Below are 14466 nucleotides of genomic sequence, written 5' to 3'. Positions count from 1 at the left end.
AGTTTCCATGATTCAATTTTCAATTAACAAAAATGTATTTCTCCAAGCACTGAATACAACAAAACGGGCAATCAGCACAAAAAATGCTATTCCAATTCTTTCAACTGTTAAAATCACGGTTACTAGTGATGGAATTACTTTAACAGGTTCTAATGGACAGATTTCTATCGAACATTTTATTTCTATCCAGGATGAAAATGCAGGTCTGTTGATAAGCTCACCTGGCGCTATTCTTTTAGAAGCAGGCTTCTTTATCAATATTGTATCTAGCCTACCTGATGTCGTAGTTGATTTTAATGAAATCGAGCAAAAGCAAGTTGTACTAACAAGTGGTAAGTCTGAAATTACTTTGAAAGGTAAAGATGCGGAACAGTATCCTCGTCTGCAAGAAGTGCCAACTTCAAAACCTCTGGTCCTAGAAACGAAAGTACTTAAACAAACCATCAACGAAACAGCTTTTGCAGCTTCCTTGCAAGAAAGTCGCCCAATCCTAACAGGTGTTCACTTTGTCTTGACAGATAATAAAAATCTAAAAACAGTTGCGACAGATTCACACCGCATGAGCCAACGTAAATTGGTTCTTGAAAAAGCAGGTGATGATTTTAACGTGGTAATTCCAAGCCGTTCTCTTCGCGAATTTACAGTTGTTTTTACAGATGATATTGAAACTGTGGAAGTATTCTTCTCAAACAATCAAATTCTTTTCAGAAGTGAGCATATTAGCTTCTATACACGTTTACTTGAAGGAACCTATCCAGATACGGATCGCCTGATTCCAACGGAATTCAAAACAGTTGCTGTCTTTGACACAGCTAATCTCCGTCATTCAATGGAACGTGCCCGTCTTCTGTCAAATGCAACTCAGAATGGTACAGTAAAACTTGAGATTGCTAACAATATTGTCACAGCTCATGTAAACTCACCAGAAGTTGGACGTGTAAACGAAGAATTGGATACCTTAGAAGTGACTGGTGAAGACTTGGTAATTAGTTTTAACCCGACTTACTTGATTGAAGCCTTGAAGGCTACCAATAGTGAGCAGGTCAAAATTAGCTTTATCTCCTCTGTTCGTCCATTTACAGTGGTACCAAATAGCGAAGGGGATGACCTCATTCAATTGGTGACACCAGTTCGAACCAACTAATTCCAACATAAACGGCTAGCTTAGCCGTTTTTATGTTATACTGAAAGAAATAGAACTAAAGGAGTGTCTATGTACCAATTAGGAACCTTTGTCGAAATGAAAAAGCCCCATGCCTGTGTCATCAAATCGACCGGCAAGAAGGCAAATAAGTGGGAGGTTATCCGACTAGGAGCGGATATTAAAATCCGCTGCAGTAATTGTGACCATGTCGTTATGATGAGCCGGCATGATTTTGAACGAAAAATGAAACAAGTTCTGCCGAGTGAAGCCTAGTTGACAGTTTGCAACTGCTGGTTGCGATTTTTTCCTAAAAATTGCTAGTCAACTGTTCCTTTCTAAGCTATAATAGACTTAGAAAAAAGAGGAGGAAATGATCATGAATCAGTTGGCCCAACAAATCAAAAAGTTACGTACTGGTCAAAATTTGTCTCAGGATGACTTAGCAGAGAAGCTCTATATTTCCCGTCAGGCTGTTTCCAAGTGGGAAAATGGCGAAGCAACGCCAGACATTGACAAACTGGTCCAGCTGGCAGAAATCTTTGGTGTCAGTCTGGATTATCTGGTTTTAGGAAAAGAACCTGAGAAGGAAATTGTGGTGGAACAACGAGGAAAAATGAATGTTTGGGAGTTTCTTGCTAATTATTGGTGGGTTCTTATCCCAATCATGATAATAGCCTTTGGCTTATTTGCTGCAGCGATGAGAATTTTGCAGAAATTTTGATAAATCTTACAATCATGTCATTTGGCAGGATTTTTTGATAGACTATACTATATGAAAAATCAAAAAAAGAAATTTAGCAAGTCAATTTTTAACTATATTTTAAATTTACTTATTTTAATTAGCACTTTCTTAGGGGTATTTTACTTACTTTACCCTATAGCAGATAATAGAAATTTTTTCGCTCCACTCTATTTGAATATTAGTATCCCTATTCTCACATTCTGGTTTAATATTATAAGTCTAGACAAGGATAGGATGTCCTTTTGGTATGAATATTTCAACATTAACACTTGGACATCAGGGATGATTCTGGTTATGCACGTGACCGTGGGAATTTTTGGTAAGAGACGATTTGGTCCAGTTAGATTTATAACGGGAACTATTTGGACGATACCTCTGCATGAAGGTTCTGCAATTCTATTGCTGGAAATTTGTATTTTTCTAATCTGGTTTACCTTGTACTATTTCAGTAAAAAGCAAGGTTGGAATTGGAAATTGGTAAAGAAAAAAACTCGTCCAGTTAAGAAAAAAACTAAAAAAATATCTAAAAAAGATAAGGTAATCATGAGACTTATATCAACAGATTTATTGCTATTGATAAATGAAAATTTTTTGGGTATTCAAGAAGGAAATCGGACAATTTACCAAAAAGTAAGGCGTGAATTAAAACGGCTGTCTGAAGAAAAAGAGGTGAGGCTTAATCAACGTGATTGTCATTATTTTATTCAATGCTTATTAGAGGATTATGGTCACTTGACAGCGACAAAACTGATACTGGAAAAATGGGAAAAAATCATTGATTTATTAGGTGTCAAAAAAATCGATGACAACTTATAGTAGTATGGATGATTATAACTTTATAACTTTGTCATCAGTCTTATCATGATAAATAACGTAGTCATATTTTCATTGTATTTTCATAAATAAAATTTTCTAATTTCGCTCCGTCATATCGCCTTTTTCCTCTAATTTCTGCTATAATAGTCATGATTGAATTTTTAATTGGAGAGTAAAAAACATGGCTTTAACAGCAGGAATCGTCGGTTTGCCAAACGTTGGTAAATCAACCCTATTTAATGCAATTACCAAGGCAGGAGCAGAAGCTGCAAATTACCCTTTCGCGACTATTGATCCAAACGTCGGCATGGTAGAAGTGCCTGATGAGCGTTTGCAGAAGTTGACAGAGTTGATTACACCAAAAAAGACCGTCCCAACAACCTTTGAATTTACAGATATTGCAGGTATTGTCAAGGGCGCATCAAAAGGCGAAGGACTTGGTAACAAATTCTTGGCCAATATTCGTGAGGTTGATGCCATTGTCCACGTGGTGCGTGCCTTTGATGATGAAAATGTCATGCGTGAACAAGGACGTGAAGACGCCTTTGTGGATCCAATCGCTGATATTGATACCATCAACCTAGAATTGATTTTGGCGGACCTAGAGAGCATCAACAAGCGTTATGCGCGTGTAGAAAAAATGGCTCGTACGCAAAAAGACAAGGATTCTGTCGCAGAATTTGCAGTCCTTGAAAAAGTCAAGCCTGTCTTGGAAGATGGAAAATCTGCCCGTACAGTTGACTTCACAGATGAAGAACAAAAAATCGTTAAGCAACTCTTCCTCTTGACCACTAAACCAGTCCTCTATGTTGCCAACGTCGATGAAGACAAGGTAGCAGATCCTGACTCTATCAGTTATGTTCAGCAAATCCGTGACTTTGCAGCAACAGAAAATGCAGAAGTAGTGGTCATTTCTGCGCGTGCAGAAGAGGAAATCTCAGAGTTGGACGATGAAGACAAGGTTGAATTTTTAGAAGCCCTTGGTTTGACAGAATCTGGTGTGGACAAGTTGACCCGTGCAGCCTACCACTTGCTTGGACTTGGAACTTACTTTACCGCAGGGGAAAAAGAAGTGCGTGCTTGGACCTTCAAGCGTGGCATGAAAGCTCCTCAGTGTGCTGGCATCATCCACTCAGACTTCGAAAAAGGCTTTATCCGTGCCGTTACCATGTCCTACGATGATTTAATGACCTACGGCTCTGAGAAGGCTGTTAAAGAAGCAGGACGCCTTCGTGAAGAAGGAAAAGAGTACGTGGTTCAAGATGGGGATATCATGGAGTTCCGCTTTAACGTCTAATAGAAAATTAGGTTGGAAAGTATTTTCCAGCCTTTTGGTATGTAAGGAGAAAAAAATGACACGATTGATCATCGGTCTGGGAAATCCCGGAGACCGTTATTATGAAACAAAACATAACGTTGGCTTTATGTTGCTGGATAAGATTGCCAAACGTGAAAATGTGACCTTTAGTCACGATAAGATTTTCCAAGCAGATATTGCCACAACCTTTATTGACGGTGAAAAAATTTACTTGGTCAAGCCAACGACTTTCATGAATGAATCAGGTAAGGCTGTTCATGCCTTGATGGCCTATTATGGATTGGATGAGACTGATATTCTGGTGGCTTATGATGATTTGGACATGGCAGTTGGGAAAATCCGTTTCCGTCAAAAAGGATCAGCAGGAGGCCACAATGGGATAAAATCCATTGTCAAGCATATTGGAACGCAGGAATTTGACCGTATTAAGATTGGTATAGGTCGTCCAAAAGGAAAAATGAGCGTTGTAAACCATGTCCTATCAGGATTTGACACAGAAGACCGTATCGAAATTGACTTGGCTTTAGATAAACTTGACAAGGCTGTCAATGTATATCTAGAAGAAGATGACTTTGATACCATTATGAGAAAGTTTAACGGATAATGAATATACTCGATTTACTTCATAAGAACAAGCAAATCAATCAATGGCAGTCAGGATTGAATAAATCAACTCGTCAGTTACTTTTAGGATTATCCGGAACTAGTAAGTCATTGGTAATGGCGACAGCCTATGATAGTATGGCTGAGAAAATAATGATTGTGACTGCTACTCAAAATGAAGCAGAGAAACTAGTTGCAGATTTAACAGCCATTATTGGAAATGAGCACGTTTACAACTTCTTTACAGATGATAGTCCAATTGCGGAATTTGTCTTTGCATCAAAAGAACGAACTCAGTCAAGGATTGACAGTTTAAACTTTTTAACAGATGCTACTAGTTCAGGTATCCTAGTTGCCAGTATAGCTGCCTGTCGGATATTGTTACCAAATCCAGAGGTTTTTAAAGCTTCTAACATCCGACTGGAAGTTGGTAAAGAAATAGAAGTTGACAATCTTATAAAGAAACTTGTCAATATCGGATATAAAAAGGTAGCTCGTGTCTTAACTCAGGGAGAATTTAGCCAACGAGGTGATATTCTAGATATTTTTGACATGCAAGCAGAAGCTCCTTATCGAATAGAATTTTTTGGAGATGAGATTGATGGTATTCGTATCTTTGATGTTGACAGTCAAAAATCCTTAGAAAATCTTGAAAGTATATCCATCTCTTCAGCTTCCGACATCATTTTGTCTTCCGAAGACTATAACAGAGCTAGCCAATACATTCAGACAGCTATTGACCAATCGACCCTAGAGGAGCAAGAATCTTACTTACGAGAAGTTTTAGCGGACATGCAGACGGAGTACCGGCATCCAGATTTGCGTAAATTCTTGTCCTGTATCTATGAACAAACCTGGACCTTGTTGGATTATTTGCCAAAGGGTTCTCCCTTATTTTTGGATGATTTCCATAAAATCGCTGATAAGCAGGCTCAATTTGAAAAAGAAATTGCAGACTTGTTGACAGATGATTTACAGAAGGGGAAATCAGTGTCAAGTTTGAATTATTTTACCTCAACTTATGCTGAATTGAGAAAATACAAACCAGCCACCTTCTTTTCAAGTTTTCAAAAGGGATTAGGAAATGTAAAATTTGATGCTCTTCATCAATTTACCCAGCATCCTATGCAGGAATTTTTCCATCAAATTCCTCTATTGAAAGAAGAACTAGCTCGATATAAAAAATCCAAACATACAGTTATTATTCAAGCAAGTTCTGAAGCAAGTTTACAGACTTTACAGAAATCTTTACAAGAGTATGACATCCAACTTCCTACCCATACTTCAGATAAATTAGTAGAAGGACAACAACAAGTGATCATTGGTCAGTTAGCTTCTGGCTTTCATCTGATGGATGAGAAGCTAGTTCTTATTACTGAGAAAGAGATTTTTAATAAAAAGATCAAACGCAAGGTCCGTCGAACAAATATTTCCAACGCTGAGCGCATTAAGGATTATAGTGAACTAGCTGTCGGTGACTACGTTGTTCACCATGTCCATGGGATTGGCCAATATTTAGGGATAGAAACCATTGAAATCTCAGGCATCCACCGTGACTATGTAACGGTTCAATATCAAAATGCAGATCGCATCTCCATTCCAGTAGAGCAGATTGATTTACTTTCTAAATATCTTGCATCCGATGGAAAAGCGCCAAAAGTCAATAAATTAAACGATGGCCGTTTCCAACGAACCAAACAAAGGGTTCAGAAGCAGGTAGAGGACATTGCGGATGATTTGATCAAGCTTTACGCTGAGCGTAGCCAACTGAAAGGTTTTGCTTTTTCGCCAGACGATGATAATCAGGTGGAATTTGACAACTACTTTACACACGTTGAAACAGATGATCAACTCCGTTCTATTGATGAAATCAAGAAGGATATGGAGAAAGATTCTCCAATGGATCGTCTTTTGGTTGGGGATGTCGGTTTTGGTAAGACAGAGGTAGCCATGCGGGCGGCCTTCAAGGCTGTCAATGATGGCAAACAGGTAGCTATCCTTGTTCCAACAACAGTTTTAGCCCAACAACACTATGCTAATTTCCAGGAACGATTTGCTGAATTTCCTGTCAATGTCGATGTCTTGAGTCGTTTTAAAACAAAAACAGAGCAAGAAAAAACGCTAGAAAAGCTGAAAAAAGGTCAAGTTGACATCATCATTGGTACTCATAGGCTATTATCTAAAGATGTTGTGTTTGCTGATTTAGGTTTACTGGTCATTGACGAAGAGCAACGCTTTGGAGTCAAGCACAAGGAACGTTTGAAGGAACTCAAGAAAAAAATAGATGTCCTGACCTTGACAGCAACTCCAATTCCTCGAACATTACAAATGTCCATGCTAGGTATTCGAGATTTGTCAGTCATAGAAACACCGCCGACTAATCGCTATCCTGTTCAAACCTATGTCATGGAAACAAATTCTTCCGTTATTCGAGATGCTATTCTCCGTGAAATTGATCGAGGTGGACAGGTTTACTATCTTTACAATAAGGTTGACACTATAGAACAAAAAGTTTCAGAATTGAAAGAATTGGTCCCAGAAGCAAGCATCGGTTATGTTCATGGACAAATGTCGGAAATTCAACTTGAAAACACTCTGTATGCTTTTGTTGAAGGGGAATACGATATCTTAGTGACAACAACGATTATTGAAACTGGTGTCGATATTCCAAATGCAAATACCTTATTTATAGAAAATGCGGACCACATGGGATTGTCAACTTTGTATCAACTTCGGGGGCGTGTTGGCCGTTCTAGTCGAATCGCCTATGCCTACCTTATGTACCGTCCAGACAAGTCCTTGACAGAAGTAGCTGAAAAACGATTGGAGGCTATAAAGGGCTTTACAGAATTAGGTTCCGGTTTCAAAATCGCCATGCAAGATTTGTCCATTCGGGGTGCTGGAAATATTTTAGGTGCTGCTCAGTCAGGATTTATCGATTCAGTTGGTTATGAACTCTACTCTCAACTCTTAGAACAAGCAATTTTGGAAAAACAAGGGAAGGCAGCCCAACGTCAGAAAAGTAACTCTGAGGTTCATTTACAGATTGATGCCTACCTACCAAGTGACTATATTGCTGATCAACGGCAAAAAATTGAAATTTACAAGCGTATCAAGAATATTGACAGTCGTGTAAACTATCAAGATCTACAGGAAGAATTGATTGATCGCTTTGGAGAATACCCAGATGTAGTTGCTTACTTGCTGGAAATTGGTCTGCTTAAGTCCTATCTTGATCAAGTGTTCTGTCACTCAGTTATGAAACGACAACACCAAGTAACGGTTACATTCGAACCTGTAGCTGGTCAAATTTTCCTTACCCAAGATTATTTTGAAGCCTTATCAGCGACTAAATTAAAGGCTCAAATAACGGAAAATAAAGGCAAACTGGCAGTTATTTTTAATGTTCAGCAGAAAAAAGACTATGAGATTTTAGAAGAATTGCTTGCTTTTGCTGAAAAACTACAAGAAATTAAAAACAGAAAAGCAGAATAAATTTTTCAATTAAATAAAATAATGGTAAAATATGTAGTTGAGGTAAAGGTATGAGATTAGATAAATATTTAAAAGTATCTCGCATTATCAAGCGCAGAACGGTTGCAAAAGAAGTTGCAGACAAGGGACGGATTAAAGTCAATGGTATTCTGGCCAAGTCTTCAACAGATTTAAAAGTTGATGATCAGGTTGAAATCCAATTCGGCAATAAGTTGCTAACTGTGAAGGTCCTTGAAATGAAAGATTCTACAAAAAAAGAAGATGCACTGAAGATGTATGAAATCATTAGTGAAAAAAGGATAGACGCGGATGAGAAAATCTAAAATCCTGCAATTGAATAATGCCTTTATTCAATCAGAACGCACAAAATCTCAACATAAACTGGCAGAGCGACAAGAGAAAAATCGTTTTATGGCTGCTATTTTGATTCTGGTTATTTTTCTATTTATGTTGCCAGCCTATAATCTTGTGGTGACCTATACAGATATTCAGAAGCAGGAAAAAAAGCTTGCTGAATTGGAAAAAAACTATGCTGAGTTGACAAAAGAACAAAAACAAGTAGCTGAAATGGTCACCAAATTAAAGAATGAGGACTATGCTGCCAAGTATGTTCGGGCTAAGTATCAATACTCTAAAGAAGGGGAATTTGTCTATAATATTCCGGGGCTACCAAAATGACAGATTCTATTTTTAAAGTCGTGGAACAATTTTTACAACATTCTGAAGAGAAGTTGGAAGAGTTATCCCAAAAAAATCAGGAATTAAAATTAGACGAAAAGGATTTATAGAAAGGAGGGAGTATGCAAAAGAAACTGCTCGTATGGTTATTGCCAGTTTTATTTGGATGGCAGGTGGTTGATAGTACAGAAATACCGTTTAAACTCACAGCGCAAGAAGAATATGAATTGACACAGACTGTATATGATCAGTATTTTCAGACTATCCCTCAAAATCCAAATGTGTTTCAAGTTGAAAATCTTTATTCTGACCTAGAATTGACAGAAGTAGTAGGTCAGTTGAAACCCAATCAAGCTTTTTCGATTACAGATGTAACTGTGAACTCTAAAAAAGAGTTGGTTTTTCAGGTTGATAATACCTCCTACATTCTGGCAGACACTAATAAACTATTTGATGATGTCGTTTTGACAGAAAAACTTGTTGAACAGACCTATTGGACCAATAAAAATCTTACACTTCTATCTTCTCCGATAGCAAATCAAGCTAAGGAAGTAAAAACAGATTTGAAGTCCTATCAAGCTGTCAATGTTTCTAAAATTGCTACAACTCCTATGGGTGATTTTGCTTACGTCGTGGACAAGGGGTGGATTGCCATGGATGAATTATCGCTTCTTGATAATAGGATGGAAGCAGTTCAACAATTGCTCATTCAGAAATATTCTAAAAACAACATAGGAATATATGTTAAGCAACTTTCAACTGGTCAGTCAGTAGGTCTTAATCAAGATAAGGTATTTTATTCTGCTAGTATTGCTAAACTACCTATTCTTTACTATGTTCAGGAGCAAATCAATGCAGGACAGGTTGATTTGACGACTAAAGTGAAGTACACGGCAGATTCTATGTCCTTTCCAGGTGCCTATGTTGTTGGCGGTAGTGGGTCTTTATCTAAAACACCAGACAATAAAGAATACTCGGTAGAAGAATTGATCAACAAGACTGCTAAAGAGTCGGATAATGTAGCCAGCAATTTACTTTCTTACTATGTGACACATCAGTTTTATGACGACTTCTACCAGAATATTACTGCTATTACAGGTAGTAAGTGGGATATGGTTACACGTGAAACCACAGCAGAAGTTGCTGGAAAAATGATGGAAGCCTTGTATGAACAAGAAGGCTATGTTTTAGAAAGTCTTGTATCAACACAGTTTGATAACCAACGTATTTCAAAAGACATTGCTGTTCCGGTTGCTCACAAAATTGGTGATGCGGATGATGTCAAGCACGATGTAGCCATTGTTTATGCAGAATCTCCTTTTGTCCTATCTATTTTCACGGATAAATCAAGCTATGATGAGATTACACAAATTGCAAATGATGTTTACGGGATTTTAAAGTAAATGAAAAATAAATTTTTAAAAGTGACACTGGATGGTCACTTTTTTGATAAACATGAGAAAGTACTAGTAGCCGTGTCAGGTGGATTGGATTCCCTGAATTTGTTTCACCTCTTATACGAATTCCGGAAAGAACTAGGGATTGAACTTGGTATAGCCCATATAAATCATGGACAACGGGAGGAAGCCGTTCTTGAGGAGAACTATCTCAAGCAATTGGCAGAGGAATGTAAAATTCCCTTCTATCTATCGCATTTTGAAGGAAGATTTTCAGAAGAAGCAGCTAGAAAATGGCGTTATGCATTTTTTGCGGACATCATGGAGCAGGAAGGATATACCGCTCTCGTCACAGCTCACCATGCTGATGACCAAGCAGAAACAGTTTTAATGCGTTTGATTAGGGGAAGCCGCTTGCGGCACTTGTCGGCTATTCAGTCAATCCAGCCTTTTGCAAATGGAGAACTCATTCGACCACTCTTGTCTTTTAAAAAGTCTGATTTTGACAATGTATTTCATTTCGAAGATGCTAGCAATCAAAGTTTAAACTATTTCAGAAATAGGGTAAGAAATACCTATTTACCACAATTCAAACAGGAAAATCCTAAAATTGAGCTTGCTGTCAATAACCTTGCAACTGATACTAGAAATCTATTACAGGCTTTACGAGATTTGACGAAAGATGTGTCTGTTACAGATTTGACAAGTTTTCGGCAACAGACACAGGCAGTCCAGAGGTATTTACTAGAGGAATATTTAGAAGGCTTTCCTGATTTACAATTATCCCGTTCCCAGTTTGACGAGGTTCTTCATATTTTGCAATCAAAAGCGAATTATAAACATCTACTAAAAAATAATTATGTTTTAGAAAAAGATTATCATAGTTTCACAATTGATAAAATAGGACCTCAGACGGATGAGCAAATAGAACCAATCATGATAGAATCAGAAGGTATTTTTTCTTACGGTTCGTATATTTTCTCACTCAATCACCCAATGGAAGATGCAGAGCAGGTTTTACATTTTCCAAGTCATCTACCCATTCTAGTACGAGGAAGACAGGCGGGAGATACTATCCGAATAAACGGCGTCACTAAAAAACTCCGTCGTTGGTTTATTGACAATAAAATACCGCAGAAAGTTCGACAAGAGGCTATTATCATTGAACAAGCTGGTGAAATTTATGGAATTGCCAATCTTGCTAGCAGTGATTTGAGTAAATCAATAAAAAATGATATAATCAAAGCTACCTTATATATAAAAATGAAAGAGTAGAACAACTATGTTGGACAAAGATATTAAGAAAATTCTTGTTTCAGAAGAAGAAATTATTGCAAAGTGCAAAGAACTTGGTCAAATTCTAGCAAGAGACTACGCGGACAAGAACCCTATTCTTGTTGGAATTTTGAAAGGTTCGATTCCATTCATGGCAGAATTGATGAAGCATATTGATGCACATATTGAAACGGACTATATGGTTGTTTCAAGCTATCATGGTGGTACAGAAAGTAGCGGAACTGTTAAAATCATTAAGGATTTGGACAATAGTGTTGCTGGTCGCCACATTATCTTTGTTGAAGATATTATTGATACTGGTCGTACATTAAAAGAACTAAAAGAGCTGTTTGCTCTCCGTCAAGCTGAATCTATCAAAATTGCTACACTCCTTGATAAACCAGAAGGTCGAGTGGTTGAGATTGAGCCAGACTATACTTGTTTCACTATTCCAAATGAATTTGTAGTTGGATTTGGATTAGACTACGATGAAAACTACCGTAACCTTCCTTATGTTGGTGTACTAAAAGAGGAAGTTTATACAAAATAGAAAAAGGTTTCCTACTATATTATGAACAATCAACCAAATAAAGGATTTATTAAAAATCCTTTTCTCATTATTCTAGTTATTGCGACTATCCTAACAGCATTCCAGTTCTTTAATGCAGGTCAGCAGGTTGCTACTCAAGAAATTAGCTATTCACAAGTTATTACTGAACTTAAGAATAACAATGTGTCAGAATTGACCTATCAACCAGATTCAAGCGTTATTGAAATTACTGGTAAATACAAGACAGAACAAACTGCTAAGGATGAGCTTGCCTCTTCTATTAAGTTATTCCAAGTCTCAAATTCTGTCACCTATAAAAACTTCAAATCGCTTATTCTTCCATCTGAAACAAACTTGTCAGAATTACAAACCCTAGCAAATGAAAATGGTGTTAAGGTAACGATTAAGCCTGAAAGTTCTAATGGGCTATGGTTAAATATTATCTTTAACTTGTTGCCACTTGTTATCGTTGGTGTATTCTTCATGATGATGATGAATCAAGGCGGTGGTGGAGCTCGAGGTGCCATGAACTTTGGACGAAACAAAGCAAAAGCTCTTGAGCAAAGCAATATCAAAGTTCGTTTCTCAGATGTCGCAGGTGCAGAAGAAGAAAAACAAGAACTGGTAGAAGTGGTAGAGTTTTTGAAAGATCCAAAACGCTTTACCAAGCTTGGTGCCCGTATTCCAGCAGGTGTCTTATTAGAGGGACCTCCAGGAACAGGTAAAACCTTGCTTGCCAAGGCTGTAGCAGGCGAAGCAGGTGTGCCATTCTTCTCTATCTCTGGTTCAGATTTCGTAGAAATGTTTGTCGGTGTCGGTGCCAGCCGTGTTCGTTCACTCTTTGAAGATGCCAAAAAAGCAGCACCAGCTATTATTTTCATCGATGAAATTGATGCTGTCGGTCGCCAACGTGGTGTCGGAATGGGTGGCGGTAACGACGAACGTGAACAAACCCTCAACCAACTCTTGATTGAAATGGATGGTTTTGAAGGGAATGAAGGGATTATTGTCATTGCCGCAACCAACCGTAGTGATGTTTTAGACCCTGCCCTTCTTCGTCCAGGTCGTTTTGACCGTAAAGTATTGGTTGGTCGTCCGGATGTTAAAGGACGTGAAGCAATCCTAAAAGTTCATGCGAAGAATAAACCACTAGCAGCAGATGTAGATTTGAAATTAGTAGCACAACAAACACCAGGATATGTTGGTGCAGATTTAGAGAATGTTCTTAACGAAGCAGCCCTTGTAGCTGCACGTCGAAACAAGACTGTCATTGATGCTTCAGATATTGACGAAGCAGAAGATCGTGTTATTGCAGGTCCATCTAAGAAAGACCGTCAAGTTTCAGCTAAGGAGCGTGAAATTGTTGCCTATCACGAAGCTGGTCATACGATTGTTGGACTTGTTTTGTCAAATGCTCGCGAAGTTCATAAAGTTACCATTGTACCTCGCGGTCGTGCAGGTGGATATATGATTGCCCTTCCGAAAGAAGATCAGATGCTACTTTCAAAAGAAGATATGAAGGAGCAATTGGCTGGGCTTATGGGTGGTCGTGTAGCAGAAGAAATTATCTTTAATACTCAAACTACCGGTGCCTCAAATGACTTTGAGCAAGCAACACAGATGGCGCGTGCTATGGTTGCTGAATATGGTATGAGTGAAAAAATGGGACCAATGCAGTATGAAGGTAGTCATGCTATGTTTGGTGGTCAGACAACTCATAAACACATATCAGAACAAACTGCCTATGAATTAGACAATGAAGTCCGTGATTTACTAAATGAAGCTCGCAATAAGGCGGCTGAAATTATTCAGTCTAATCGTGAAACACATAAACTAATCGCAGAAGCATTACTTAAATATGAAACTCTCGACAGTGTTCAAATCAAATCTCTCTATGAAACAGGCAAAATGCCAGAGAATATTGAACATGAAGACGAAGATGTTCATCCTCTTTCTTATGAAGAAGTAAAAGAGAAGATAGATACAAAATAATAAATTACAGCTGATAATCTTTTTAGGTTATCAGTTTTCATTATTTCATAAAAAAATCTACAAAAAGAGTTGACAAGAGGAAATGAAGATGATAGACTGATTAAGTTGTCTTTTAGAGAAAGTGTTAACCGTTTGAAAAAAAGTTTCAAAAAGTAGTTGACAAGGTCAAGTGAAGATGATAGAATAATTGAGTTGTCAAATCTAAGACAAGTCACCACAGAAAAGAAATTAAAAAAGTTTCAAAAAAGTGTTGACAATCAGTTGAAGAAATGATAAACTAAGATAGTTGTCGCGAGAGCGGCGAACAAGACCTTTGAAAATTAAAGAAGACGAACCAAACGTGCAGGGTGATTTATCTAAGGATAGATCGTCAATGAACAAAAACAATAAAACGGAAAGCTAGCAATAGCTTGAGTTTGAATCAAAACTTTTTATGAGAGTTTGATCCTGGCTCAG

At 37.8% G+C, this 14466-nt stretch carries 14 protein-coding genes; all 14 read left to right on the top strand.

All coding sequences use genetic code 11. The features are described from left to right. Positions 1-7 precede the first annotated feature (7 nt). The 14 genes from dnaN to ftsH all read left to right on the top strand — a co-directional run bounded on the left by dnaN (position 8) and on the right by ftsH (position 14010). A complete protein-coding gene (gene dnaN, locus ACEE44_RS06815; protein ID WP_172090574.1) occupies positions 8-1144 on the top strand; it encodes a DNA polymerase III subunit beta in 1137 nt (378 codons plus the stop codon). 69 nt (positions 1145-1213) lie between these two features. Then, positions 1214-1417 (top strand): DUF951 domain-containing protein, encoded by a 204-nt coding sequence (locus ACEE44_RS06810; RefSeq protein WP_024387288.1) that lies wholly within the window; start codon positions 1214-1216, stop codon positions 1415-1417. Between the two features lie 103 nt (positions 1418-1520). Continuing rightward, on the top strand, positions 1521-1865 hold the full coding sequence (locus ACEE44_RS06805) for a helix-turn-helix domain-containing protein (protein ID WP_449171722.1): 345 nt from the start codon (positions 1521-1523) through the stop codon (positions 1863-1865). 51 nt (positions 1866-1916) lie between these two features. Then, the gene (locus ACEE44_RS06800; RefSeq protein WP_449171721.1) at positions 1917-2702 is read left to right on the top strand and encodes a hypothetical protein; all 786 of its coding nucleotides are present in this window, start codon (positions 1917-1919) and stop codon (positions 2700-2702) included. 181 nt (positions 2703-2883) lie between these two features. Continuing rightward, on the top strand, positions 2884-3999 hold the full coding sequence (ychF, locus tag ACEE44_RS06795; RefSeq protein WP_449171720.1) for a redox-regulated ATPase YchF: 1116 nt from the start codon (positions 2884-2886) through the stop codon (positions 3997-3999). A 55-nt stretch (positions 4000-4054) separates the two neighbouring features. Next, complete coding sequence (gene pth, locus ACEE44_RS06790) at positions 4055-4624, top strand: aminoacyl-tRNA hydrolase (protein ID WP_449171719.1); 570 nt, start codon at positions 4055-4057, stop codon at positions 4622-4624. Continuing rightward, positions 4624-8118: a transcription-repair coupling factor gene (gene mfd / locus ACEE44_RS06785; RefSeq protein WP_449171718.1), complete on the top strand. Its 3495-nt coding sequence runs from the start codon at positions 4624-4626 to the stop codon at positions 8116-8118. Before pth ends, mfd begins: the two co-directional genes overlap by 1 nt. 50 nt (positions 8119-8168) lie before the next feature. Next, entirely contained in the window at positions 8169-8441 is a 273-nt protein-coding gene (locus ACEE44_RS06780; protein ID WP_105125501.1) for an RNA-binding S4 domain-containing protein, read from the top strand. Further along, positions 8428-8796: an FtsB family cell division protein gene (locus tag ACEE44_RS06775; protein ID WP_105118505.1), complete on the top strand. Its 369-nt coding sequence runs from the start codon at positions 8428-8430 to the stop codon at positions 8794-8796. The genes ACEE44_RS06780 and ACEE44_RS06775 overlap by 14 nt, the downstream gene beginning before the upstream one ends. After that, complete coding sequence (locus ACEE44_RS06770; RefSeq protein WP_105118506.1) at positions 8793-8906, top strand: SP_0009 family protein; 114 nt, start codon at positions 8793-8795, stop codon at positions 8904-8906. Before ACEE44_RS06775 ends, ACEE44_RS06770 begins: the two co-directional genes overlap by 4 nt. Before the next feature lie 12 nt (positions 8907-8918). After that, positions 8919-10199, top strand: a complete 1281-nt coding sequence (locus ACEE44_RS06765) for a serine hydrolase (RefSeq protein ID WP_449171717.1) — start codon at positions 8919-8921, stop codon at positions 10197-10199. Then, entirely contained in the window at positions 10200-11468 is a 1269-nt protein-coding gene (gene tilS, locus ACEE44_RS06760; RefSeq protein WP_449171716.1) for a tRNA lysidine(34) synthetase TilS, read from the top strand. A 7-nt stretch (positions 11469-11475) separates the two neighbouring features. Next, complete coding sequence (gene hpt / locus ACEE44_RS06755) at positions 11476-12018, top strand: hypoxanthine phosphoribosyltransferase (protein ID WP_449171715.1); 543 nt, start codon at positions 11476-11478, stop codon at positions 12016-12018. A gap of 21 nt (positions 12019-12039) precedes the next feature. Continuing rightward, positions 12040-14010, top strand: coding sequence for an ATP-dependent zinc metalloprotease FtsH (gene ftsH / locus ACEE44_RS06750; protein WP_449171714.1), 1971 nt, complete (start codon positions 12040-12042; stop codon positions 14008-14010). Positions 14011-14466 lie beyond the last annotated feature (456 nt).

The sequence above is a fragment of the Streptococcus sp. 32226D021BW genome (genome assembly GCF_053545015.1).
Note: the sequence above shows the minus strand (reverse complement) of the source record. Positions and strands in the feature narration are given on the sequence as shown.

Excerpts from the sequence above, each read along its gene's own strand:
- mfd (WP_449171718.1), top strand. The coding sequence starts at position 4,624 with ATGAATATACTCGATTTACTTCATAAGAACAAGCAAATCAATCAATGG.
- ACEE44_RS06775 (WP_105118505.1), top strand. The coding sequence starts at position 8,428 with ATGAGAAAATCTAAAATCCTGCAATTGAATAATGCCTTTATTCAATCA.
- ychF (WP_449171720.1), top strand. The coding sequence starts at position 2,884 with ATGGCTTTAACAGCAGGAATCGTCGGTTTGCCAAACGTTGGTAAATCA.
- ACEE44_RS06765 (WP_449171717.1), top strand. The coding sequence starts at position 8,919 with ATGCAAAAGAAACTGCTCGTATGGTTATTGCCAGTTTTATTTGGATGG.
- pth (WP_449171719.1), top strand. The coding sequence starts at position 4,055 with ATGACACGATTGATCATCGGTCTGGGAAATCCCGGAGACCGTTATTAT.
- ACEE44_RS06800 (WP_449171721.1), top strand. The coding sequence starts at position 1,917 with ATGAAAAATCAAAAAAAGAAATTTAGCAAGTCAATTTTTAACTATATT.
- dnaN (WP_172090574.1), top strand. The coding sequence starts at position 8 with ATGATTCAATTTTCAATTAACAAAAATGTATTTCTCCAAGCACTGAAT.
- tilS (WP_449171716.1), top strand. The coding sequence starts at position 10,200 with ATGAAAAATAAATTTTTAAAAGTGACACTGGATGGTCACTTTTTTGAT.
- ftsH (WP_449171714.1), top strand. The coding sequence starts at position 12,040 with ATGAACAATCAACCAAATAAAGGATTTATTAAAAATCCTTTTCTCATT.
- ACEE44_RS06810 (WP_024387288.1), top strand. The coding sequence starts at position 1,214 with ATGTACCAATTAGGAACCTTTGTCGAAATGAAAAAGCCCCATGCCTGT.
- ACEE44_RS06770 (WP_105118506.1), top strand. The coding sequence starts at position 8,793 with ATGACAGATTCTATTTTTAAAGTCGTGGAACAATTTTTACAACATTCT.
- hpt (WP_449171715.1), top strand. The coding sequence starts at position 11,476 with ATGTTGGACAAAGATATTAAGAAAATTCTTGTTTCAGAAGAAGAAATT.
- ACEE44_RS06805 (WP_449171722.1), top strand. The coding sequence starts at position 1,521 with ATGAATCAGTTGGCCCAACAAATCAAAAAGTTACGTACTGGTCAAAAT.
- ACEE44_RS06780 (WP_105125501.1), top strand. The coding sequence starts at position 8,169 with ATGAGATTAGATAAATATTTAAAAGTATCTCGCATTATCAAGCGCAGA.